The organism is Weizmannia sp. FSL W8-0401 (assembly GCF_038009125.1).
In the GTDB taxonomy this organism is placed as follows: Bacteria; Bacillota; Bacilli; order Bacillales; family Bacillaceae_C; genus Weizmannia; species Weizmannia coagulans.
In genome coordinates this window covers 2,637,103-2,659,849 of record NZ_JBBPAG010000001.1, presented here as the reverse complement: position 1 = coordinate 2,659,849, position 22,747 = coordinate 2,637,103, and the positions used below count along the sequence as shown (strand labels likewise).

21 protein-coding genes, 1 pseudogene and 1 riboswitch are annotated in these 22,747 nt (G+C 46.6%); of the genes and pseudogenes, 14 read left to right on the top strand and 8 right to left on the bottom strand.

Features of this window, described 5'->3' with window-relative positions; translation table 11 throughout:
* Positions 1 to 306 precede the first annotated feature (306 nt).
* Positions 307 to 2,478, top strand: a complete 2,172-nt coding sequence (locus tag NSU00_RS13055; protein ID WP_340703779.1) for an ATP-dependent helicase — start codon at positions 307 to 309, stop codon at positions 2,476 to 2,478.
* A 234-nt stretch (positions 2,479 to 2,712) separates the two neighbouring features.
* Here the strand turns inward: NSU00_RS13055 and NSU00_RS13050 are convergent.
* Together NSU00_RS13050 and NSU00_RS13045 are read right to left on the bottom strand one after the other, a co-directional pair.
* Positions 2,713 to 3,648 (bottom strand): annotated as a pseudogene (locus NSU00_RS13050) (purine/pyrimidine permease); the annotation flags it as partial.
* A 105-nt stretch (positions 3,649 to 3,753) separates the two neighbouring features.
* Positions 3,754 to 3,894, bottom strand: coding sequence for a ribbon-helix-helix protein, CopG family (locus NSU00_RS13045; protein WP_003352379.1), 141 nt, complete (start codon positions 3,892 to 3,894; stop codon positions 3,754 to 3,756).
* Between the two features lie 87 nt (positions 3,895 to 3,981).
* Between NSU00_RS13045 and NSU00_RS13040 the strand changes: the two genes are divergently transcribed.
* The gene (locus NSU00_RS13040; RefSeq protein ID WP_340702557.1) at positions 3,982 to 5,100 is read left to right on the top strand and encodes an RNA-guided endonuclease InsQ/TnpB family protein; all 1,119 of its coding nucleotides are present in this window, start codon (positions 3,982 to 3,984) and stop codon (positions 5,098 to 5,100) included.
* Between the two features lie 89 nt (positions 5,101 to 5,189).
* Here the strand turns inward: NSU00_RS13040 and NSU00_RS13035 are convergent, their stop codons facing one another.
* The 4 genes from NSU00_RS13035 to nfsA all read right to left on the bottom strand — a co-directional run bounded on the left by NSU00_RS13035 (position 5,190) and on the right by nfsA (position 9,848).
* Positions 5,190 to 5,579, bottom strand: coding sequence for a purine/pyrimidine permease (locus NSU00_RS13035; protein ID WP_340703778.1), 390 nt, complete (start codon positions 5,577 to 5,579; stop codon positions 5,190 to 5,192).
* Between the two features lie 484 nt (positions 5,580 to 6,063).
* Positions 6,064 to 7,020 (bottom strand): sulfite exporter TauE/SafE family protein, encoded by a 957-nt coding sequence (locus NSU00_RS13030; protein WP_445684492.1) that lies wholly within the window; start codon positions 7,018 to 7,020, stop codon positions 6,064 to 6,066.
* An 88-nt stretch (positions 7,021 to 7,108) separates the two neighbouring features.
* Positions 7,109 to 7,216, bottom strand: a riboswitch (SAM riboswitch).
* Between the two features lie 311 nt (positions 7,217 to 7,527).
* Positions 7,528 to 8,862, bottom strand: a complete 1,335-nt coding sequence (locus NSU00_RS13025; protein WP_340703777.1) for an amino acid permease — start codon at positions 8,860 to 8,862, stop codon at positions 7,528 to 7,530.
* Between the two features lie 242 nt (positions 8,863 to 9,104).
* Positions 9,105 to 9,848, bottom strand: coding sequence for an oxygen-insensitive NADPH nitroreductase (gene nfsA / locus NSU00_RS13020; protein ID WP_340703776.1), 744 nt, complete (start codon positions 9,846 to 9,848; stop codon positions 9,105 to 9,107).
* Between the two features lie 481 nt (positions 9,849 to 10,329).
* Here nfsA and NSU00_RS13015 point away from each other — a divergent pair, with 481 nt between their 5' ends.
* Genes NSU00_RS13015 through NSU00_RS12980 form a run of 8 tightly spaced genes read left to right on the top strand, consistent with a single transcriptional unit; the run spans position 10,330 to position 15,992 of the window.
* On the top strand, positions 10,330 to 10,632 hold the full coding sequence (locus NSU00_RS13015; protein WP_029141391.1) for an urease subunit gamma: 303 nt from the start codon (positions 10,330 to 10,332) through the stop codon (positions 10,630 to 10,632).
* A 14-nt stretch (positions 10,633 to 10,646) separates the two neighbouring features.
* A complete protein-coding gene (locus NSU00_RS13010; protein ID WP_013860436.1) occupies positions 10,647 to 10,970 on the top strand; it encodes an urease subunit beta in 324 nt (107 codons plus the stop codon).
* Entirely contained in the window at positions 10,967 to 12,676 is a 1,710-nt protein-coding gene (ureC, locus tag NSU00_RS13005) for an urease subunit alpha (RefSeq protein WP_340703775.1), read from the top strand. The genes NSU00_RS13010 and ureC overlap by 4 nt, the downstream gene beginning before the upstream one ends.
* Positions 12,677 to 12,689: 13 nt before the next feature.
* On the top strand, positions 12,690 to 13,139 hold the full coding sequence (gene ureE / locus NSU00_RS13000; protein WP_013860434.1) for an urease accessory protein UreE: 450 nt from the start codon (positions 12,690 to 12,692) through the stop codon (positions 13,137 to 13,139).
* Positions 13,132 to 13,815 (top strand): urease accessory protein UreF, encoded by a 684-nt coding sequence (locus NSU00_RS12995; RefSeq protein WP_029141836.1) that lies wholly within the window; start codon positions 13,132 to 13,134, stop codon positions 13,813 to 13,815. The genes ureE and NSU00_RS12995 overlap by 8 nt, the downstream gene beginning before the upstream one ends.
* A gap of 35 nt (positions 13,816 to 13,850) precedes the next feature.
* On the top strand, positions 13,851 to 14,465 hold the full coding sequence (gene ureG / locus NSU00_RS12990) for an urease accessory protein UreG (protein WP_013860432.1): 615 nt from the start codon (positions 13,851 to 13,853) through the stop codon (positions 14,463 to 14,465).
* Entirely contained in the window at positions 14,462 to 15,280 is an 819-nt protein-coding gene (locus tag NSU00_RS12985; RefSeq protein ID WP_328192285.1) for an urease accessory protein UreD, read from the top strand. Before ureG ends, NSU00_RS12985 begins: the two co-directional genes overlap by 4 nt.
* 43 nt (positions 15,281 to 15,323) lie before the next feature.
* Positions 15,324 to 15,992: a HoxN/HupN/NixA family nickel/cobalt transporter gene (locus NSU00_RS12980; RefSeq protein ID WP_019722117.1), complete on the top strand. Its 669-nt coding sequence runs from the start codon at positions 15,324 to 15,326 to the stop codon at positions 15,990 to 15,992.
* Between the two features lie 111 nt (positions 15,993 to 16,103).
* On the opposite strand, the gene NSU00_RS12975 is transcribed toward NSU00_RS12980, so the two are convergent.
* Positions 16,104 to 17,141: a PTS transporter subunit IIC gene (locus tag NSU00_RS12975; RefSeq protein ID WP_029141834.1), complete on the bottom strand. Its 1,038-nt coding sequence runs from the start codon at positions 17,139 to 17,141 to the stop codon at positions 16,104 to 16,106.
* Positions 17,142 to 17,548: 407 nt separating this feature from the next.
* Between NSU00_RS12975 and dhaK the strand changes: the two genes are divergently transcribed.
* The 4 genes from dhaK to NSU00_RS12955 all read left to right on the top strand — a co-directional run bounded on the left by dhaK (position 17,549) and on the right by NSU00_RS12955 (position 21,028).
* Positions 17,549 to 18,541 carry a dihydroxyacetone kinase subunit DhaK gene (gene dhaK / locus NSU00_RS12970; protein WP_340703774.1) on the top strand — a complete coding sequence of 331 codons (993 nt, stop codon included), beginning with the start codon at positions 17,549 to 17,551 and terminating at the stop codon, positions 18,539 to 18,541.
* 13 nt (positions 18,542 to 18,554) lie between these two features.
* A complete protein-coding gene (gene dhaL, locus NSU00_RS12965; protein ID WP_340703773.1) occupies positions 18,555 to 19,145 on the top strand; it encodes a dihydroxyacetone kinase subunit DhaL in 591 nt (196 codons plus the stop codon).
* Positions 19,138 to 19,515 carry a dihydroxyacetone kinase phosphoryl donor subunit DhaM gene (gene dhaM / locus NSU00_RS12960; RefSeq protein WP_014097172.1) on the top strand — a complete coding sequence of 126 codons (378 nt, stop codon included), beginning with the start codon at positions 19,138 to 19,140 and terminating at the stop codon, positions 19,513 to 19,515. Before dhaL ends, dhaM begins: the two co-directional genes overlap by 8 nt.
* Before the next feature lie 523 nt (positions 19,516 to 20,038).
* On the top strand, positions 20,039 to 21,028 hold the full coding sequence (locus tag NSU00_RS12955) for an aldo/keto reductase (protein WP_014097174.1): 990 nt from the start codon (positions 20,039 to 20,041) through the stop codon (positions 21,026 to 21,028).
* A gap of 154 nt (positions 21,029 to 21,182) precedes the next feature.
* Here NSU00_RS12955 and gabT read toward each other — a convergent pair whose 3' ends face one another.
* Entirely contained in the window at positions 21,183 to 22,541 is a 1,359-nt protein-coding gene (gabT, locus tag NSU00_RS12950; RefSeq protein WP_013860425.1) for a 4-aminobutyrate--2-oxoglutarate transaminase, read from the bottom strand.
* Positions 22,542 to 22,747: the final 206 nt, after the last annotated feature.

Here is a 22,747-nt window from a genome sequence, read left to right as displayed (position 1 = left end):
CCAAAAGCTTTCCCTTCTGATTTTTTTAAAAGGAATTTCGGCATGCATGCAGAAATTTTTCTTTTATAGAAAATGAAAAAAAAGGGGAGGACATAGGAAAATGTCGTCATAGGCAAAACCTTTTATGACGAGGTATGTGTCAAGCTTTTCTCGATTGTGAGATGTTGAAGGCGGCCTTCGAATGCGATTGAGAACTATTTTTATACATATGAGACAGTTGTCAAAACTGAATGGTTAGATTTTATGTCAACACTCCATTCCAATATGCTACTATTAAACCAAAGCATTTGGAACGGAGTAATGTCAATGGACACGAAACAAGACTTTTTTACCCGTAAAAAAGAGGAGTCCGGAATTGTGCTGAATGCAGTGCAGCAAGAGGCCGTAAAGCAAACGGAAGGTCCGCTTTTGCTTTTGGCTTCTCCCGGGTCCGGAAAAACGACGACAATTATCATGCGGATCGGCTATTTAATTGAAGAAAAAGGGGTGGCACCTGCACGGATCAAAGCCATTACGTTCAGCCGGGCCGCTGCCGCTGACATGAAAGACCGGTTCCGAAAGCTTTTTCCGAATCTTCCGCCCGTTGATTTTTCAACGATCCACAGCCTTGCTTTTGAACTCGTCCGCGTATTTTTCAGACGGAACAATGCTCCTTTCTTGCTGATTGAAGGCGAGGCAGGACCGTACCATAAGAAAAAAATCTTGCGGAATGTGTACAAGGCCATTCATGGAGAGAAGATCACGGAAGACCAGCTGGAGGAACTGCAGACGTATATCAGCTATATCAAAAACAAGATGATCCCGCCTGCAAAATGGGGGAAGGTGGCGACGAGTGTGCCGGAAGCTGCCCGGATTTTAAAAGAGTATGAGGCGTTTAAAAAGCAGGGTACCGGTCAGCTGCTTCTTGATTTTGATGATATGCTGGCATATGCGAATGAAATGTTAAGGCGTGATCCGGAACTTCTCCGTAAGTACCAGAAGCGTTATGACTATGTGCTGACGGATGAGAGCCAGGATACGTCCATGGTACAGCATGCCATTGTTGAAAAGCTTGTGCGCCGGCATCGCAATTTGTGCGTTGTCGCCGATGATGATCAGTCAATATACAGCTGGCGGGGTGCGGAGCCGTCCTACTTGCTAAATTTTAATAAAGTGTATCCGGATGCGAAAATTTTATTTATGGAACAAAATTACCGGTCATCTCAAGAGGTTGTCACGACTGCCAACCTGTTTATCAAGCGCAACAAGCACCGCTATGATAAAAACATGTTCACGGAAAACCCACCTGCCGGGCCGATTCGGTTTGTGCGCCTGCCAGATTATAAATACCAGGCAAAATATTTGGCCCAGAACATTGTCGTGTCCGAAAATTTTTCGGAAATTGCCGTGCTGTACCGGAACAATATGTCTTCGATTGCCCTGATCAATGAATTTGACCGGGAAGGGATTCCGTTTTATCTCAAAGATACCGACAATCGCTTTTTCTCCCACTGGGTCGTCCAGGATATTTTGAATGTGATGCGGCTTACGTTTACCGATAAACGGGCGGATATCCTCGCGCAGGTCCATTCGAAATTGGACGGTTATATTACGAAACAACAGATGGAAGCGGTAAAGGGGATCCGTAATAACCAGTCTGTTTTTGACAATTTGGTGCGTTATGCAAATTTGAAGGATTACCAGGTCCAAAAAGTGCGTAAAGTAAAGGAGACACTTCGGGAAATGCGGGGCATGCCACCGCTGGATGTGATTCATGTCATCCGCGGCAGGCTCGGCTATGAAAAAGCACTCGAAAACATGTGCAAGAAATTCGGATTCCGGAAAGAGTATTTGATTGGCGTTTTAAATACGCTCGAAGACATTGCGGACACGCTTGTGACAATGGAAGAGTTTGCTGCCCGCCTTCAGCACTTGGCGCAAATTTTAAAAACGGCGAAAGGAAACAAAGGCCGGCATGCTGTGACGCTTTCGACGTTCCACAGTTCAAAAGGTTTGGAGTTTGAAAAGGTGTATATGATCGATCTCGTGGAGGGGATCATTCCCGGGGACGATGAAAAAGAAAATGATTTACTGATGGAAGAATCGGTCCGTCTTTTTTATGTGGCAATGACGCGCGCGAAAAAGTCGCTGGAAATGGTCAGCTATGAAAAACGGGACGGAAGCCGGACAATGGACTCGCCGTTTGTGGCAGCAGTGAAGGGAATTGTCAACAATGTTGAAAAGGCGGAAAAAACGAAACCAGACCTAGAAGTTGTCCGGATCGGCAAAAAGACGGTCTCCATACCGTATAACCCGAATGCAATGAAGGATGCCTCCGCTTTTGTGGCCGGCAAAAAAATCCGGCACCGTGTGTTTGGCCATGGTGAAATTGTAGATATCGATGGCGACACCCTTGCCATCCGGTTTGAAAAACGGACGGTGAAACTGTCTGCTCTCACCTGCATCGAAAAGGGGCTGCTCGAGGAAGCCGATTCGTAATCGTGTGAGGAAAAACGGAAGCGGATATAAAAAATGCCGGGAGATTCCCGGCATTTTTTATATCCCTGACCGCCGCAACAGAGGCAAGGGATTCAGCGATCACGTCCTGCGCCCCTTTTCACTGAATTGGAACGCCCCAGGCCATTTTGATGATTGCGACAAAGGTGCCAACCGGCGGGACCCTGTGCAAATCGGAGTAGAAAATTCTTTGCGGTTTGGTAGTATTCCCGATTTTTACTGTTCGCGGATGCTGTTTGCCTGCATTTTTCTTTTTTTCCTCCAAATCAGCAGCTGTTCTGTCAAAATGCCGACTACAGATCCAAGGATTAAGCCGTTGTTTAGAAAAGTTGCCACGACCATTGGCAAATGTTCGGTCGCATGAGCGGGTAAGAACATTGCGCCGATTCCGACCAGGAAGGAGATGCCCGCTGTTGTATGGGCAATCTCTTTGTCCGGGCTTTTTTCAAGGTCATTTAAGGCAAGGCCGACCAACTGTGTGAAGACCACAAAGGTAACGGCATAACCGACCGGCGCGGGAACAGCAGACATGATATGCACGAGCGGTGGGAGCAGCGCAATAATGGAAACGAAACAAGCGCCGTACAAAAATGGTTTCAGCACTTTTATGCCGGTTTGTGCAACATAGCCTGCCGCTGCTGCAATCGGCACCGCACCGACAGCGGAAAAGACGCCGGCAAGCGGCTGGTTGATGCCGGATATGAACAGACTGCTCCGCACCCGCTCTTGGCGGACTCCCGTCACATTTCCCATGACGCGCACAGACGTAATCATATTTGCAGTTAATAAAAGCCCGATGAATACACCGGTTGTGACGGCGCCGGAATCAAAATGCGGCCTTCCAAAATCAAATACGGCAGGAAGAGAGAACCAGCTTTTCCCAAATGTAATGGCCGGCGCTTCACCGAAAAGCGCGAACAAAATCCAGCCGCAAATCAAACCGAGCATGATCGAATATTGCTTGACCCACGGTTTCTTTACATGGCCAAAATAGAATGTAAGCAATACTGTGACAAGGCTCAAAACAGCAACAAGCGGCCGGACTTCCTGATGGGCCCCCGTAATGCCGAGCATCCCTTTCATAAAAGAGCCGCTCAACTGCAGCACCAACAATAGCAAATAAATAAATGTCACTACCGGTGTAAACAGTTTATTTAACGGCTTTCCGAAAGAAGTCTCCCATCCTCAAGGAATGTGAAGGTGCGAATCGCACCAATGAGTAGGTGGGAGATGAATTTCGGTTGGCTTTAGCCAAAGTTATTTTTCCAATCCTTTTCTCAACAATTCTAAGATTGCGGCTGTTCTAGTTGGAATCCCATTTTCTTTTTGATATTGCTCCAATTTTTCTAATATCGTCTTAGGCATACGAATTTCTACACGTTCTTTCTCTTCTCTCATGATTATCACCTCATATTGATTGTACGGATTTTTTACGATATAATCAATATATACGAAATTTTTCCGCACAAAGTGAGGTGAATTGATATGGCCAAGCAAAACAAAGCTTTCAAGTTTCGTTTGTTACCAAACAAAGAACAATCCGCATTATTAGCTAAGACATTTGGTTGTGTTCGCTTTGTCTACAATAAGATGTTAGCTGAACGCAAAGAAACGTATGAAAAGTTCAAGGATGATAAAGAATTGCTTAAAAAGCAAAAGTTTCCGACTCCTGCAAAATATAAAAGTGAATTTCCATTCCTAAAAGAAGTGGATTCTTTAGCTTTGGCAAATGCACAAATGAACTTACAGACTGCTTATAAGAATTTCTTTGAAGGAAATGCGGATTTTCCAAAGTTCAAAAATCGTAAAGCAAAACAATCCTATACAACTAATATGGTCAACGGAAATATTAAGCTAGAAAATGGTCATATCAAACTGCCAAAAATCAAAAAGCCAATAAAAATGAAACAGCATAGAGAGATACCTGCTGATTATAAAATCAAATCTTGCACTATTTCTAAAACAAAGACAGGCAAATACTACATTTCAATTTTGACAGAATATGAGAAAGATATTCGTCCAGTTAACATACAGAAAGTTGTTGGTTTGGATTTTGCTATGGATGGTCTATATGTCGAGAGTGAACAGGGTAAGAAAGCCAATTACCCACGTTACTATCGGCAAGCCTTAGATAAATTAGCAAAAGCACAACGAATTCTTTCTCGAAGAAAGAAAGGTTCTGCACGTTGGAACAAGCAACGACTAGTAGTGGCTAAGTTACATGAGAAAGTGGCGAACCAACGCATGAATTTTCTTCATCATAAGTCAAAAGAATTAGCTTCTAACTTTGATGCTGTCGTGATTGAGGACTTGAACATGAAAGGGATGTCTCAAGCCCTTCACTTTGGGAAAAGCGTTCATGATAACGGCTGGGGTATGTTCACTACTTTCTTAGCGTATAAGCTAAAAGAACAAGGGAAACAACTTGTGAAAATTGATAAGTGGTTTCCCTCCACTAAGAAGTGTTCATGTTGCGGCAAGGAAAAAGAAATGCCATTATCTGAACGTGTATATAAATGTTCTTGCGGCTTTGTATTAGATCGCGATCACAATTCAGCAATCAATATCAAAAATGAGGGATTACGCTTATTCGCGTTATCATAAGTAACAAAACTCTTGGAACAAGAGGGTTAGCTCGGTCAGTTTTCGTTGGCTAGTAAAAGCAACGATAAGTCGAGAAGCCCCCACTTCAATCAAACCGTAAGGTTGATAAGTGGAGGGTAGTTCACTTGGTCCACAAGGCCGGTAAAAGCGAGCAGGAAGAAAAAGATGCCGGTTACAATCAGTGTGCCTGCCAAATATTGCAGAGATTCAGTGCTTGAACTGTACATGCTGCCGACAAGCCCCGCATAAATGGCAAACACGCTCCACCACAGCCCGGCGGGCCCTTCATTGATTGGCATTCTGTGGCCGAAAATGCCTTGCAAAAGGCCGCCGATCCCGAGTACAAAAAGCGTCCGCTGCACAAACAGGGCAGTCTCACCTGCACTGAAATGGAAAGCAGCCGCAATGGCAATCGGGGCCGCGATCGACCCTGCGATCATAAATGCCATCCATTGCAGCGACGAAATCAATGTTTTCATAGACACACCGTTCTTTCCGTTCAAAAAATGGAAAATACCAGTAAATATAATTATAGCAAAACAGATTTTACATTTTAAACATAAAACATTTCGCGGACGGGGGAGGGAAAGCGGGCATGGCGGACGGCGGCATAAACAGGGGCTGCAAACCGGACGGGCGCGGGTAAGCCATGTTTTGGCCCGCAAAAAAATCACAAAATGCGCCTCTGTGCATTTGCCGCTAAAAGAAGTTTGCGCTGCCTTCACTTAGGTGTGCGATCTCGAAAACATTTGTGATGAATTATTTTTGCCGGTGCTTGGTTAAGGGATGGCTGAATTAGGTGAAAAAACGGGGCCGCTTTCCTTCACATAGAGGGCGTCTGCATAAAGGAAGCAAGCAAAAATGGCGTTGTTCGTTCACATAGAAACGCCTCAGCCCGTTTATTGCCAAAAACGGCTTTAAAAAAACAATTCGGGCAATGGATCCCTTGCCCGAACATGTTCCTTATTCTGCGACGCTTACGCTGGCGCTGGCAACTGCCCGCTTGTGTTTTCTGATTGTATAGAAAATGAGGATTGCCCATATTGCCGCAATGGCTGTATAGGTAACGCCGTACCAGCCGCTTCCGGCGCCGGCCATTTTTAATAAAGTTTGCACGTTGCTGAACACAATCATGCCGCTGACAATGACAGCCAGCAAATGAGCCGGCAAAATTTTAACCAGATAGGCTGCAATCGGTGCGGCGATCAGGCCGCCAAGCATGAGGGCGATCGTCCAGATCCAGTTAATCTGCATAGCGCCGAGGGATAAAAGGAAACCGATGCTTGACGCCAGGGATACGGCAAATTCACTTGTATCCACCGAGCCGATCACTTTCCGCGGTTCGATGTCATTTCTGGACAGCAAAGCCGGTGTAGCGATAGGGCCCCAGCCGCCGCCCCCCGTTGCATCAAAAAATCCTGCGACAAAGCCGAGCGGGATAAAAAATACGTTAGACCCGGTCTTTTTTTTGACTTTCAACGCCCCGCGCGCGTTGATCAGAAACCGGATAAGAATATAGAGGCCAAGGGCGATCAGAAAAATAGAAATGTACGGTTTTAATGTGCTTGCAGGAAGATGGCTGAGAACGGTTGCCCCGAGAAAGGCGCCGACAGCCCCGGGTACAACCAGTTTCCAAATGATCCCTTTATCGACATTCCCAAATTTCATATGTGAGACCCCGGAAGCCGCCGTTGTAAAAACCTCCGCCAAATGCACAGAAGCTGATGCGACAGCCGGCGCAATTCCGAAAGCCAAGAGGAGTGAGGTTGAAGTCACCCCGTAACCCATTCCGAGAGATCCATCCACCAATTGTGCGGCAAGGCCGACAAGTGCTAAGACAATTAATTTTTGCATGTTCATGTTCCCCGCTTTCTTCATCCATAAATTTGATTCATCCAGATGTAGAGGAATTATACGCATCAGGGCCTATCCTGGTTTAAACGGCCGGCCTTGCAGAAATTAAAAATCTTTCCGCCATTTTACGGAAAGACAGCGAGTAAAGGATAAGCGCTTATCTTTCAAAATGGTACCCATTTTGCTGGAATTGGCACCTTGCTGCTCGCTGCAGGTTGCCGGACTTCATTGGGCCAGATCCCTCCGTCGCTCTTGATAAGTGATTTGTTGTTTAAAATTTTATCAGAAAATAAATGGAAGTCAATATAATTATTGCAAGTTTTTTTATCGGATTTATACGAATGGGGGGATAAAGAAAAAAACTCCCCATCAGATTACGCTCTGTCGGGAGTTTTTTCTTTCAACGGCTTGGTTTTAAAAAGCTTGTTTTAGGATGCGCGGGGGGATTATGGTTGCTTCCATTCAATAGTCCGAACGGGTTAGCGGGCCCGCCCATTCTGGCAGTTTGATACGCGCTATCCACCCGTGCCTGTCCCCTGCACGCCCAAGGGAACCGGTTTTATCAACACAAGCCTATTCCTTTGCTTTGATTTTCAGTGACAGGACGACCAGCACGATTAAAATAGCGAGGCAGACGCTTGTACCAATCGGGTTGCCGCCGCCCAGCAAAAAGGACAGGAAAATACCTGCCAGTGCAAGCAGCGCAACCCAGACCATGAAAGGGTACCCTTTTACACGGAAGGAAGGCAATTTTTCATACGACTTCCGGAGCCGCAGTTCGGCTGCACAGATGGCGATCCAGACAAGGACGACGGTAAATCCCGGGATGGTCATCAAATAGCTGATGACCTCATCCGGCGTAAGATAGGCCAGAATCACGCCGGCTAAAATAAACAGCGAGGTCAGCAAAATACTGATGAGCGGGACGCCTTTCCGGGAAATTTTTAAAAAGGCGCGCGGCGCTTCTCCGGATTGCGCCATGTTGAACAGTGTGCGCGAAGTGGCATAAATGCCGGAGTTGGCAGCAGAAAGAACGGCCGTCAAGAGCACAAAATTCATCACATGGGCGGCAGCGGGGATCCCCGTGCGGCTGAATACCTGCACAAACGGGCTTTCCACGGAAGAAACCTGGTTCCACGGGACAATGCCGCAAATGATCAGGATTGGCAAAATATAAAAAAGCATGACGCGGACAACGGTCTGTTTAATGACACGCGGCAGCACTTTCTCGCTGTCTTTCGTTTCCGAAACGGTAACGCCAATCAGTTCCGCGCCGCCGTATGAAAACATCACGATCAGAAAAGCGCTGAACGTGCCGTGAAGCCCGTTCGGGAAAAACCCGCCGTGCGCTGTATAGTTGGACAGCGTGGAAGATGTCCCGGGGAATAAACCGAATAAAATCAGCGCGCCAAGCAGGATAAAAACGATCAATGTGATGATTTTAATGCCGGCAATCCAAAATTCAAATTCGCCGTAGTACTTCACTTCAGTTAAATTGATGCCGACTATGAAAGCGGCGCAGAGCAAACTGAGCAGCCACAATGGCGCGTGGGGAACCCAGAATTGCAGGAAGCTCCCGGCTGCAAGCAGTTCCACGACTGTAACAATGACCCAGTTAATCCAGTACAGCCAGCCAATAATGAAAGAAACCCGGCTGCCGAACGCTTTGTGGATCAGATTTTGGACGTTGAGGCCGGGGTGGACGAGCGCCATTTCCCCCAGCGCTGACATGACAATGAATAAAAGCGCGCCGCCAATCAGGTAAGAAACGGCAACACTCGGGCCGGCAAGGCTGACGGTATCGGAGCTGCCTTTAAAAATGCCGGTTCCGATCATCCCGGCCAATGCGATGAACTGGACATGCCTTGGTGACAAGCCTTTTTGCAAATGATGTTGGTTTTTTTCCATTTCTATCAATCTCACTTTTCTTTTTTAGATAAACGCTTTTCAGTGCTAAAGCATTTATTCTATTTTAGCAGAAAAAAGGAAATATTGATATACAAAAAAATGGAATCGCCGGATGACAGATGCACCCGCATTTCACCAAAGCAAAATGACAAAACGGCGGGACACCACTCATTGTAGTATCTCGCCGTTCTGTTTAAGTTTGTGCCCCGGGACGGGCAGAGGAAAATACGCGCCAGCTCCCTCTACTTTTTATCAAACCCTTGGCGTTCTACAAATTCCTTCATGAAAACGCGCGATGGTTCTTTAAAAAATTGTGCCATTTGGCCTGTCCAGGTATCGTTCCTTTTTCCGTCTGTGCGTTTTGTATAATATTGCGAAACCGTTTCATTGTATTCCTTCAGATCGCGCAAAAGACGTTCATCAGCCGGGTATTCATCTTCAAAATAAATATGCTCAGCCGACATGCGCGGTTTTTTCGCAGACGGATCGGCCGGATAGCCGATTGTCATCGCAAATAGCGGAAGGACATATTGCGGGATTTTCAAAAGTTCGGCCACTTCCGGCAGCCGGTTGCGCAAGCCTCCGACATAACAAATGCCAAGCCCCATCGATTCCGCAGCGAGCGCGGCATTTTGCGCGGCCAGTGCCGTGTCGATGAGCGCGACCATAAATTTTTCCGTTGTCTCAAGTGTATCTTGCGCATCTACACCTTCCATTTCCGCCGCAAGTTCATGTTTATGGAGATCGGCACAGAAAATGAGCAGATGGCCACATGTTCCGACATGGCGGTTCCCGGTCAGTTCTGCTAATCTTTGCTTCCGCCCGGGATCCTGAATGCCGAGAATCGTATAGGCCTGGACGAAATGAGAAGTGGCGGCTGCCTGCGCGGATTCCACAATCAGGCGGATTTGTTCATCAGATAGTGGTCGGTCTTCATAATGGCGGATCGACCGGTGATTGAGAATCGTTTCAATGACTGTGTTCATTCTTTTACACTCCTGTCTTTGGTGAGTCCATTGTATGTTCAAATATAGCACAGAAAATAACGGCCGGCATGAAAGGTGCTTGTTGTCCAGCATGGCCACGATGGTCTGCCAAAAAATATTTGGATTAAGGCTAAATTAACCTATTTTCGTTTTGGTATACCCGAAGTGCGAAGGCGGGAGAACCCAAACAGTACATTTGAACGATGAACAAAATATAAATCGTTTCAAAGATGACGGATTCTTGAAAAAATAAATATGGAGTGAAGTAATGTTTTCAAGCATTGCCAGGAGCGGAGCGGTCGTTCCAAAATTTTATTTTGAAAAAATCGTGCTGGAAAATTCCAGCGCCTTTTTGGTTTATAATTCGGAAAATTTCATCTTGATCAAAATATTTTTCTGTTGTATGATGATGTTAACTGATGTGACATTTAATTGTTATTTTTTTTAACGTCCGATATTTTTATGATGAGGAGGTGTTATGTTGAAACTCACCCCCAGAGAAACCGAAAAACTCATGATTGTGGTAGCGGCGGATCTTGCCCGCAGGCGGCAGAAACGCGGATTGAAGCTGAACTACCCGGAAACAGTCGCCATCATTACATATGAAGTGATGGAAGGAGCAAGAGATGGGAAGACAGTGGCAGAGCTGATGCAATTCGGGGCAACAATTTTAAAACAGGAAGACGTCATGGAAGGCGTCGCGGAAATGATTCCTGACATCCAGGTTGAGGCGACATTTCCGGATGGTACAAAACTGGTCACGGTCCACAATCCGATCCGATAAAGGAGGTGCTCGAATTGATCCCAGGAGAGTACATATTAAAAAATGAACCAGTTGTCTGTAATGCAGGCCGGAAGACGGCCCGGATCACTGTGACGAACCGCGGTGACAGGCCGGTGCAGGTCGGTTCACATTTTCATTTTTATGAAGTGAACCAGGCGCTTGTGATGGACCGTGCCAAAGCGTTCGGTATGCATTTGAATATTCCTGCGGGTACGGCTGTCCGGTTTGAGCCGGGGGATGAAAAAGAAGTGGAGCTGGTATCGTTTGCTGGAAAAAGGGAAGTTTACGGCCTGAATAACCAGACAAACGGCCCGCTTAAAAAGGAGGGGGAAGCATGACTTTTTCAATGCCGCGCAGGCAATATGCGGATATATTCGGTCCCACTACCGGAGATGCGGTAAGGATTGCGGATACGGGGTTGTTTATCGAGATTGAAAAAGATTTTACCGTGTACGGGGATGAAGTGAAATTCGGCGGCGGCAAGGTAATCCGTGACGGGATGGGGCAGCATCCGCATGCTTCCAGCAATGCCAGCCCGGACCTTGTTTTAACGAATGCCATCATTTTGGATTATACAGGCATCTATAAAGCGGATATCGGGATAAAAGACGGATTTATTTCAGCAATCGGAAAGGCGGGTAATCCGCTCTTAATGGAGGGGGTCGATATCACAATCGGTGCGTCAACTGAAGTGATTGCCGCAGAAGGGCTGATTGTAACAGCCGGCGGCATTGATGCGCATATTCATTTTATCAGCCCGCAGCAAATTGAAACGGCGCTTGCATCGGGCATTACAACGATGATTGGCGGCGGGACCGGGCCTGCGACCGGAACGAATGCGACAACGTGCACGCCGGGGCCTTGGAATCTTCACCGGATGCTCGAGTCTGCAGAAGCCTTCCCGATGAATCTCGGATTTCTTGGCAAAGGAAACTGTTCGGCAGAAGCGCCACTAAATGAACAAATTGAAGCCGGAGCCATCGGGCTGAAACTGCATGAAGACTGGGGTTCGACAGCTTCTGCAATTGATACGTGCCTGAAAGTGGCGGATTGTTATGATGTGCAGGTGGCTATTCACACAGACACCTTAAACGAGGGAGGGTTTGTCGAGGACACGCTTAAGGCAATCGGGGGCCGTGTCATCCATACATACCATACGGAAGGCGCGGGCGGCGGGCATGCGCCGGATATCATTAAAGCAGCAAGTTATCCGAATATTTTACCTTCATCTACCAATCCGACCCGCCCGTTCACCGTCAATACATTGGAAGAGCATCTCGATATGCTGATGGTCTGCCACCATCTCGATGCCAATATCCCGGAAGACATCGCTTTTGCAGACTCACGGATCCGAAAAGAAACAATTGCTGCGGAAGATATTCTCCATGATATGGGTGTGTTCAGCATGATTTCGTCCGATTCGCAGGCAATGGGTCGTGTCGGCGAAGTGATTATGCGAACATGGCAGACTGCTGACAAGATGAAAAAACAGCGCGGTAAACTCCCGGAGGATACAGGTATCGGGGACAATTTCCGGGCCAAAAGATATATCGCCAAATACACGATTAATCCGGCTATTGTCCACGGCATTTCCGACTATGTCGGATCTGTTGAAACCGGGAAGTTTGCCGATCTCGTCCTCTGGCATCCTGCTTTTTTCGGTGTCAAACCGGAACTGATTTTAAAAGGCGGGATGATTGCTTACAGCTTGATGGGCGACCCGAACGCAAGCATTCCAACGCCGCAGCCGGTTCTCTACCGTAATATGTTCGGAGCGTTTGGAAAAGCAAGGCAAAAGACCTCTCTGACATTTGTGTCAAAGGCGGCTTACAATAAAGGCATACACCGTGAACTTGGTTTAAACAAACAGGTAAAGCCGGTGAAAAACATTCGCCAATTATCCAAACAAGACCTGCCATATAACGACAAGACACCGAAAATTGAAGTAGACCCGCAAACGTATGATGTCGAAGTGGACGGGGAGCTGATAACGTGTGAACCGGCTGAAACCGTCCCGATGGCACAACGCTACTTTTTGTTTTGAGGGAGAGAATCAGATGATTATTGAAAAAGTAATTGGAAATGTAGAAACTTTAGAGAATAAAGGTTTGCATGTGGAACGGGTGTACATGAACAGCGATGACCTGCTGAAACGGATCAAACGCGCCGTTACGGACCACGGAAATGAACTCGGCATCCGTTTAAAAGAAAACCAGGAACTGCATGACGGCGATATTTTATACATGGATAATCGCAATATGATTGTCGTTTCTGTTTTGGAGGATGATGTGCTGACTATCACACCGCGGTCAATGAAACAAATGGGGGAAATCGCCCATCAGCTCGGAAACCGCCATTTGCCGGCCCAATTTGAAGCAAACGATATGATTGTCCAGTATGATTATTTGGTGGAAGAATTGCTTGAAGGGCTCGGGATCCCGTACCGGCGGGAGAAACGGAAGATGAAGCAAGCGTTCCGCCATATTGGGCATCATCATGATGCATAACTGGTATCTGCTTTTCCAGCTCTGTGACTCTAATTTCCCATCAGGTGCCTTTTCACACTCGCTCGGTTTTGAAACTTTTTTTCAAAAAAACCGCCTGGAGGACCGGGAACATGTTGAAAAAGCAATTTCTGTCTACATACGCAGGCAGCTTGCTTTTACAGACGGCCTGGCCTGCAAGCTTGCGTATGAAGCGGCAGAAAAAGAAGATCTCCAAATGGTTGAGGAAATTGACAGCATTTTGTTTGCGTCCTGCCTAGCTGAAGAATCGCGGGAAGCGGGTCGAAGAATGGGAGAGCGGATGGCAAAGGTTTGCGCGGAATTGTATCCTTCATCGTTGCTGTCGGGTTATTTGGAAGGGATCCTGGACAAAAGGCTGTGCGGTCATCCGGCGATTGTATTTGCACTTACCGGATTTGGCATTCAGGCACCGAAAGAAGTGGTTACCGGCGTCTGTCTGTTTTCGGCTGTATCCGCACTTGTGCAAAATGCTGTCCGCGGAATTCCGATCGGGCAGACGGATGGACAACGGATTTTAACCAATATCCAGCCGGCAATTGATGAAGCGCTTGGCGTGATTTCAATCTGTACAATAGATGATCTGGGGATCAGCTGCCCGGGGCTTGAAATTGCCCAGATGCAGCATGAAAGGCTTCATGTACGTTTGTTTATGTCTTAATATCTTAATTTTTCATAAAAAAGGGAGATGTGCTTATGGAACCGGTTCGGATTGGCATCGGCGGCCCGGTTGGTGCCGGAAAAACCATGCTTGTTGAAAAACTAACAAGGGCAATGCAGGATGAGTTCAGCATGGCTGTTGTTACAAATGATATTTATACAAAAGAGGATGCAATGTTTCTGGAAAAAAACAGTATCCTCCCGAAAGACCGAATCATCGGCGTTGAAACGGGAGGCTGCCCGCATACTGCGATCCGCGAAGATGCCAGTATGAATTTTGCGGCAATTGATGAGTTAAAAGAGAAGCATCCGGATTTGGATTTGATTTTTATCGAAAGCGGTGGAGATAATCTCGCAGCGACGTTCAGCCCGGAACTGGCCGACTTTTCGATTTATATTATTGACGTGGCGCAAGGGGAAAAAATCCCCCGTAAAAACGGACAGGGAATGATCAAATCCGATTTATTCATCATTAATAAAATTGATCTGGCCCCGTATGTCGGTGCGGACCTTGAGGTAATGAAACGGGATACGATAGCGGCAAGGGGGGAGAAGGAAAATATATTCACGAACCTAAAAAATGAAACCGGGCTTGAAGAAGTCGTGGCCTGGATTAAGCAAAATGCGCTGCTGTACGGATTAGAGTCATGAACTGGACAGGCATGCTTGAAATAGAAGCAGTAAAAAAACAGAAGAAAACGGTTCTTTCCTCTTGTTACCAGGAAGGCGCTTTTAAAGTGAGCCGCCCGATTTATTTGGATGAAGATATGCCGCTTATTTATTTCATTCATGTTGGCGGAGGCTATGTGGACGGGGACAACTATTATACGGCGCTGAAACTCGGGGAGGGAGCCCGAATGACCGCAACGACACAGGCATCTGCAAAAGTGTACAAAACGCCGGTGCAACCGGTAGCGCAAAAGACGGTTTTCCATTTAAAAAGTGGCAGTGTCTTTGAATATTTGCCGGATCCGCTCATTGCTTACGAAGGCGCCCGGTTTGTACAGGAGACTGAAGTCCGGATGGAACTCGGTGCAAGTTTGTTCTACCGGGACATGATTACCCCTGGATGGGCGCAGAACGGCCGCTTTTTTACATATGATTGGATCCGTTCGAAATTAAAGGTATGGATGGACGGAGCGCTTATTTTATTTGATCATTTAAATTTAGAGCCGGACCGGGGGATTGGCGATATATTGCAAATGGACGGGTTTACACATCTTGGCACATTTGCCGTCATCCATCCGCTGGCTGGAAGGAAATTTCTTGAGGCGCTTTATGAAAAGCTTGAAAAATCCGGCGCCGGCCTGAAGTTCGGTTTGTCATGTCTGCCTTCCGGGTACGGTGTGATGCTACGGGTAATGGGCTACAATACCGGATTAGTTGAACAGTTTATGAAAACTGCCCATTCATTTGCAAGGGCTGAACTGCTTCATAAAGACAGGCTGTTTTTAAGAAAATACTAGTCAGATATATTTCCGGTTAGCAGGATGAAGGGAGTGGTATTAAATGGATGTAAGTTTTATATCTGTCCTTGCCTTAGGATTTGTGTTGGGAATTAAACATGCGATTGAACCGGATCATATTATTGCTGTATCTACAATTGCCAGCCGAAGCAAGAAACTGTCCCAGTCATCCCTTGCAGGCGTTTTTTGGGGGATTGGCCATACGGCAACCTTATTTATTGTTGGAATTTGCCTTTTAATTATAAAGGGTGAAATTCCGGAAAAATGGGCCATGTCACTTGAATTTCTTGTAGGAATAATGCTGGTTTATCTTGGCATTACAACGTTGTCTGCATTTAAAAGGGTACGTATAAATCATCATTATCATGAACCGGGCCATAAGCGCAACTATTCCTACATCAAATCAGTGTGTATCGGGTTTGTACACGGACTTGCCGGAAGCGGAGCAATGGTACTGCTGACAATGAGTACTGTTAAAAGTGTTGTTGAATCAGCTATTTATATTTTGATATTTGGAATTGGAACTATATTCGGCATGCTTTTCTTTACAACTATCCTGGGTATCCCGTTTATCATAAGCGCTAAAAAAGTAGAGGTAAATAAGACGCTTACGCAGATCACTGGAGCCATTAGTACGGTATTCGGTATCTATTATATGTACAACTTAGGGATAGGAGAAGGATTGTTTAAAATGTGGTTGCAATCATTGTAACTGTCTCTTGCTGCTGTATCACGACAGGCTGGTCCTTCCGCAGTCCCGGATTTTCCGTCCGATTAACAAAAAAACACTGCACCCTGATCGGAGGGCTGCAGTGTTTTTTTGTTATTCGAAATTAAGCTGATAGTCCTCTGACTTGATGAGCCTTAATTTTTTTGAGAAAACGTAAATGAGTCCGACATTTAAGATAAGCGGCAACACGAAGAAAGTGCTTAGCATAATGGCAATATTTTTTGCAGTCCAGCCGCCTTCAGCAAGATGCATGAAATTGAGCGGGCCGACTAAGCCTGACAGCCCGAATCCTGCACTGTAAGGCGTGCCCTGAATATGAAAGACGCCGGCCAGCGCACCGAGCACGGCAGCGGTGATGAGCATCGGGAAAGCAATTTTCGGCTTCATAAAGAAGTTTCGCATCTGAATTTTCGGCGAGCCAAGTACATGGGCAAGGGCGGTGCCGAGCGAGTTGGCTTTATAGCTGGCGATGGCAAGCCCGACCCCGGCGGCACAAATGCCAAGATTTGCCGCCCCTGAACTGACACCTGACAGCATAATAACGGTTGCTACGCCGACTGTTGAAATCGGCGATAAAATAATCAGGCAGAAAATGACGGCGATAATCGCGCCCATTACGACAGGCTGCATGCTTGTCACATGTGCCACCCCGACGCCGACCAACCCGGTAGCCGCTTTAATAAACGGCAAAATCGTGAGGCCGATCATGCCTGGTATTAAAATGCTTAATGTCGGGATCAGGAGGATGGAATAAGCCTTTAACCTTGTTCCGACCCACTTGACGAATAAAACCGCCAATGCCGCAGTAATCCCTGTATTGATGACAATCCCGATCCCGTTTAAAGCAAATGCGCCGGCAGCCGTTTTCTCGATGGCGCCGCTCCCGACCATTGCGGCAATGCCAACACTTGCAATCTGGATCGGTGTCAATTGAAAGGTCATGCCGACCATCACGCCAATCAATACAGGCAGCATGCTCATGATGATAACGGTTGCATCCACAACATGCTGCAAATAAGGCGCATGCGGGATAATAAGCTTCAATATCTCCCCGAGCAAGGCGTTTGGGATCAGAGAAACGACAATGCCTATGCTCATTCCATTTAACAGTTTACTGAAAAAATCCTTCATTGTTGGAGCCCCCATTTGTTTTGACCTCGCTGACGGCGCTGCCGGATAAGCGCCGATGCTTGTCTTATTTGCGTATGATTATATAAAACATTCAGATTATAGTCAACAAAAATTTTTAATACTTTACCGCGTGTGTGCATATATGCATAAAAGTACTAAAAAGCAGGCTGTTTTAGATAAAAAGTGATCGAAAACAATCCCGGTTTTTTCAAAGCGGAAAATGACTGAAAAAATAGCGGTTGAAACAAAAGACATAGGGGTGATGAAGAAAAAATGGGCATCCGTGATTGCTGGCCTGGCATGAAAAATGATTTTTTTTCACGATGGAAGCGGTATAATAAAAGTGGTGTTTTAGAATGTGTTGTGCCGGGCAAAAGAAAGGACATCAGGATGCGGAGGGATACGCCATGAAAAAAATTATAAACGACCCTGGAAAAGTTGTCGATGAGATGCTGGATGGATTTGTGTACGCCCATGAAGGAAAAGTGGAGCGATTGGAAGGGACAGGCGTCATTTATCGTACTTTCCGGGATGAAGGGAAAGTGGCGCTCATTAGCGGCGGCGGCAGCGGGCATGAACCGAGCCATGCCGGTTTTGTCGGGGAAGGAATGCTGTCTTCGGCAGTTTGCGGTGAAGTGTTTACCTCGCCGACGCCGGACCAGATTTTTGAAGCGATAAAAAAAGCCGACCAGGGCGCCGGTGTGTTCATGATTGTGAAAAATTATACAGGGGATGTCATGAATTTTGACATGGCCCAGGAATTAGCTGAAATGGAAGATATTCAGGTGGAGAAGATCGTGGTTGACGATGACATCGCGGTAGAAGACAGCACCTATACAGCAGGAAAGCGCGGCGTTGCAGGTACCGTTCTTGTCCATAAAATTCTGGGCGCGGCAGCAGCAGAGGGGCAGACGCTTCAGGAAATCAAGGCGTTGGCTGAACGGCTTGTGCCCAATGTGAAGACAATCGGTGTCGCTATTTCGCCGGCAACAGTTCCGGAAGTCGGAAAGCCGGGCTTTGTCCTTCAGGAAGATGAAATGGAATACGGTGTCGGCATTCACGGGGAACCGGGTTACCGGCGGGAAAAAATCAAGTCGTCAAAAGCGATCGCGGAAGAACTCGTTGCCCGGCTGAAAACCGCGTTCAACTGGAAAGAAGGGGACCGGTTTGCGCTCCTTGTCAACGGGCTCGGGGCTACGCCGCTTATGGAGCAGTATATTTTTACCAAGGATGTGCATGCCCTGCTTGACCGGGAAGGCCTTGCCGTTCCGTTTAGAAAAGTGGGCAATTTGATGACGTCCATTGATATGGCCGGCCTTTCCCTCACGCTTGTAAAACTGGAAGATGAGGCGTGGCTTAAATTTTTAAAACGGCCGGTATCCGTTCCGGCATGGGTGTAAAGGAGGCGGAAATATGTTAACAGCAGAAACAGCAACAGACTGGCTGCATCGTTTTGCAGAAAAAATCAATGAGAACAAAGCCTATTTGAGCGAACTGGACAGTGTGATCGGTGATGGCGACCACGGTTCGAACATGGCACGCGGGGTGGCGGCTATGGAAGAAAAACTGGAAGCCGGCGGTTTTGCCACGGTCCAGGACGTCCTGAAAACAGCGGCGATGGCGTTGCTTGGAAAAGTCGGGGGTGCCTCGGGGCCGCTGTATGGATCAGCGCTGATTGCGATGGCAAAACAGGCAGGGGAAAATGAACAAGATGTTGCGGCAATTGTAAAAGCCGGGCTTGAAGGCATCCAAAAACGCGGGAAAGCGGAAAAAGGCGAGAAAACGATGGTTGATGTCTGGATACCAGCCTGTGAAGCACTCGCGTCCGGATCGCTGACAAAAGAGGCCATTCAATCTGCCGTAGAGGCGACAAAAGAGATGAAAGCGACAAAAGGGCGCGCATCTTATCTTGGCGAGCGTTCCATTGGCCATCTTGACCCTGGGGCGGTTTCAAGCGGCTATTTGTTTGAAGCTTTGTTGGAAGGCGGGATTCTGGATGAGTAAAAAACCAGTAGGCATTGTCATTGTTTCCCATATTCCTGAAATCGCGGCCGGCCTTGCCACATTGTTAAAGGAAGCGGCCAAAGACGTTTCCATTACGTATGCGGGTGGCACCGATGACGGCGGGGTTGGCACCAGTTTTGACAAAATGAATGCCGCCATAGCCGAAAATGAAGCGGATGATCTGTTTGCTTTTTATGACCTTGGCAGCGCCAAAATGAATTTGGAAATGGCAATGGAGATGTCGGATAAGTACATCCGCCTGATGGACACCGCCTTTGTCGAAAGTGCTTATACGGCTGCCGCGCTGATCCAGGCAGATGCAGAACTGGAAGAGATTTTAAAACAGCTGGAACCGTTAAAGGTAAAATAAAAAATAGCCCGGGCCGGTATGAACGGTCCGGGCATTACTTTTTTGTGGAAAAACATAGGATTAAGGGCCTCGCCAAAATGAAACGTGTGGCATCCTTCATCAGGTTTTCACGCAAAACGCACGGGCGCCCTGCATGGCCATTTTAAAGCCTTTTTTGCCCGCCCGCGCTGTATGGCGTTCGAAAGGCCCTTAGGAAAAACGGGGCCGGTGCTGTATGCATGTTAGAGATTCACTCAATCGGTTCTCCTTTTTATTATATTCGAGAGGACGCCGGTGCTGTATGCATGTTAGAGATTCACGAAAAATGAGAAGGAATTTTAAGATTAACTTTTTTTATGATACCAGTCAAAGCATTAATTTTTTATTACAAGAAGACCCGAACATTCTCGGGGCTTTTTATTTTCAGAGTTCATGTAAGCTTAAAAAGATTAGCAATGCACATTACTTTACACTCATAAATGAATAAGAATAAAATAGTTTTGCACCAAGCATTTTCTATTCTATTCAGAAGGAGGAAAATGAAGTGGAATATACGAAAATAAAAAATACCGATATTCAAGAAGCATCAAGGGTTGCCCTCGGAACATGGGCCATTGGCGGCTGGATGTGGGGTGGAACCGATGAAAGGGAATCCATCAAAACGATTCAAGCTGCGATCGATTTAGGGATTAACGTGATTGATACGGCTCCCGCATACGGTTTTGGCCGGTCTGAAGAAATAGTCGGCAAAGCCCTTGCTGAAGTCGGACAACGTGACAAAGTGGTGATTTCGACAAAAGTTGCATTGGAATGGAAAAATGGTGAAGTTTTCAGAAATGGATCAAAAGAACGGATTTTAGCAGAAATTGATGATTCATTAAAAAGGCTTCAAACCGATTACATAGATATTTATCAGGTGCATTGGCCGGATCCGAAAGTACCGATTGAAGAAACCGCAGAGGCCATGAAGACACTTTATGATTCCGGGAAGATTCGCGCCATAGGCGTCAGCAACTTTTCTCCGGAACAAATGGAGGCATTCCGTACTGTGGCACCTCTGCACACGGTACAGCCCCCTTATAATTTGTTTGAACGAAACATTGAAAAAGATGTTTTGCCATATGCTGTGGATAAAGGCATGACTTCTTTATTTTATGGAAGCCTGTGCCGGGGACTTTTGAGCGGTAAGATGACACCGGACAGAAAATTCGAAGGCGATGATTTGCGCAAAACAGATCCAAAATTTCAACCGGACCGCCTGCCACAATATTTATCGGCCGTTAACGAATTAAATCAATGGGTCCAAGAAGCTTACGGCAAACAAGTTATTCATTTAGCTGTTCGCTGGCTTCTTGATCAACCGGGTTCAAGCATCGCTTTATGGGGTGCGCGCCGCCCCGATCAATTAAACCCTGTCAAGGAAGTTTTCAGTTGGAAACTAACACAAGAAGACTTGAAAACAATCGATGATATCATAAATAAAAATGTAAAAGACCCCGTTGGCCCTGAATTCATGGCCCCGCCGGAGGATTAATAAGAGGAGGCTGGGACAGAAGTATTTTACTCATAGAAAAATCCGAACTCATTCAGACATTCTATCTGAATGATTCGGATTTTTATTTATTCATAAGAAAGCAACGAAGCGCTCCGTCAAAATACTTCGCTTTCCACGGGCACGGCCTTTAATATCATAATAAAGATATTTCTTCCTTTACGTTTGCGGCAGCGGCAATGGACTGTTTTAAAATATCCAGGCCTTCTTGCAGCTGGTCGTCTGTAATGACAATGGGCATTAGAATGCGGATGACATTGCCGAAAATCCCGGCATCCAAAAGAAGCAGCCCCCGCTTGTTGGCTTCTTTCACAATCCGCTTTGTCAATGCTTTATCCGGTTCTTTTGTCGTTTTGTCTTTTACGACTTCAAATGCACACATGGCGCCAAGTCCGCGCACATCCCCGATAAAGGTAAACTCCTTCTGCCAGCTGCGGAACGTATCAAGCACATGTCTCCCGATTTTTTCCGCCCGTTCGTTTAATTTTTCAGATTCAATGATGTCCAGTACGGCAAGGGCGGCTGCGCATCCAAGCGGGCTTCCGGCATAAGTCCCGCCAAGTTCACCCGGATTTGCCGCATCCATTATGTCGCTCCGCCCAATTACCCCGCTTAACGGGACGCCTGCTGCGAGGGATTTCGAGATGGTAATCAAATCCGGCACAACATCGAAATGCTCAATGGCAAAATAGCGCCCGGTCCGGCTGAATCCTGCCTGAATTTCGTCCGATACGAACAAAATGCCATTTTCCCGGCAGAAGTCATAAACCGCTTTTACAAATTTCTTGCCTGGCACAATGAACCCGCCTTCTCCCTGTACTGGTTCCATGACCACAGCAGCAACCGTTTCAGCGGCAACATCGTTTTGAAAGAAATTCCGGAACTCTTGGATCATATAGTCTTCATATTCTTCATCGGTCAAATTGCCGGGTTTCCGGTAAGCATAAGGGTAAGGTGCCTTATAAACTTCAGAAGCGAACGGGCCGAATTCGTATTTATACGGTTTTACTTTGCTTGTCATTGACATCGTCATTAACGTTCTGCCGTGAAAGCCGCGGGTAAAGCTGATAATGGCCGGCCGCTTCGTATATTTGCGGGCAATTTTAACGGCATTTTCGACGGCTTCTGCCCCGCTGTTTAAAAGGATGACCTTTTTCTCCGCATTCCCTGGAGCGAGCGCTGCCAATTTTTCAGCCAGTTCAATATAAGGTTCATACATCATGACGTTAAAGCCGGTATGGATAAAACGTTCAAGCTGCTCTTTGACAGCTGCGACAACTTTCGGGTGGTTATGCCCGACATTCAGCGTGCCGATTGCGCCGGCAAAATCAATATACGTATTGCCGTCCACATCTGTAACAAGCGCGCCTTTTGCTTCTTTTGCAAAAGCCGGAATGCCGTTGCTGACACCGCGGGGAACAGCTTTTTCCCTTCTTTCCAGCAGTTCTTTCGAAAGCGGCCCCGGTAGAGAAGAGTATACATTTGCATTTGTCATTTTAACGCTTCCTTTTTATTAGTTGATGATATAGATGTAACCGATCTGTCATTATGGTGCCTTTTACAAGATTATGATATTACAAATATTGCAAAAAAACAAACGCATTTTAAGGAAAATTTATCGTTTTTTGATTCATCTTTTTGGATAGCGGGTAAACAGCGAATAAAACCGCCATGATCCCTCCTGATATACATAAGGCGGGC

Excerpts from the sequence above, each read along its gene's own strand:
- NSU00_RS13055 (WP_340703779.1), top strand. The coding sequence starts at position 307 with ATGGACACGAAACAAGACTTTTTTACCCGTAAAAAAGAGGAGTCCGGA.
- NSU00_RS13045 (WP_003352379.1), bottom strand. The coding sequence starts at position 3,894 with ATGAGAGAAGAGAAAGAACGTGTAGAAATTCGTATGCCTAAGACGATA.
- NSU00_RS13040 (WP_340702557.1), top strand. The coding sequence starts at position 3,982 with ATGGCCAAGCAAAACAAAGCTTTCAAGTTTCGTTTGTTACCAAACAAA.
- NSU00_RS13035 (WP_340703778.1), bottom strand. The coding sequence starts at position 5,579 with ATGAAAACATTGATTTCGTCGCTGCAATGGATGGCATTTATGATCGCA.
- NSU00_RS13030 (WP_445684492.1), bottom strand. The coding sequence starts at position 7,020 with ATGCGTATAATTCCTCTACATCTGGATGAATCAAATTTATGGATGAAG.
- NSU00_RS13025 (WP_340703777.1), bottom strand. The coding sequence starts at position 8,862 with ATGGAAAAAAACCAACATCATTTGCAAAAAGGCTTGTCACCAAGGCAT.
- nfsA (WP_340703776.1), bottom strand. The coding sequence starts at position 9,848 with ATGAACACAGTCATTGAAACGATTCTCAATCACCGGTCGATCCGCCAT.
- ureC (WP_340703775.1), top strand. The coding sequence starts at position 10,967 with ATGACTTTTTCAATGCCGCGCAGGCAATATGCGGATATATTCGGTCCC.
- ureE (WP_013860434.1), top strand. The coding sequence starts at position 12,690 with ATGATTATTGAAAAAGTAATTGGAAATGTAGAAACTTTAGAGAATAAA.
- NSU00_RS12995 (WP_029141836.1), top strand. The coding sequence starts at position 13,132 with ATGCATAACTGGTATCTGCTTTTCCAGCTCTGTGACTCTAATTTCCCA.
- ureG (WP_013860432.1), top strand. The coding sequence starts at position 13,851 with ATGGAACCGGTTCGGATTGGCATCGGCGGCCCGGTTGGTGCCGGAAAA.
- NSU00_RS12985 (WP_328192285.1), top strand. The coding sequence starts at position 14,462 with ATGAACTGGACAGGCATGCTTGAAATAGAAGCAGTAAAAAAACAGAAG.
- NSU00_RS12980 (WP_019722117.1), top strand. The coding sequence starts at position 15,324 with ATGGATGTAAGTTTTATATCTGTCCTTGCCTTAGGATTTGTGTTGGGA.
- NSU00_RS12975 (WP_029141834.1), bottom strand. The coding sequence starts at position 17,141 with ATGAAGGATTTTTTCAGTAAACTGTTAAATGGAATGAGCATAGGCATT.
- dhaK (WP_340703774.1), top strand. The coding sequence starts at position 17,549 with ATGAAAAAAATTATAAACGACCCTGGAAAAGTTGTCGATGAGATGCTG.
- dhaL (WP_340703773.1), top strand. The coding sequence starts at position 18,555 with ATGTTAACAGCAGAAACAGCAACAGACTGGCTGCATCGTTTTGCAGAA.
- dhaM (WP_014097172.1), top strand. The coding sequence starts at position 19,138 with ATGAGTAAAAAACCAGTAGGCATTGTCATTGTTTCCCATATTCCTGAA.
- gabT (WP_013860425.1), bottom strand. The coding sequence starts at position 22,541 with ATGACAAATGCAAATGTATACTCTTCTCTACCGGGGCCGCTTTCGAAA.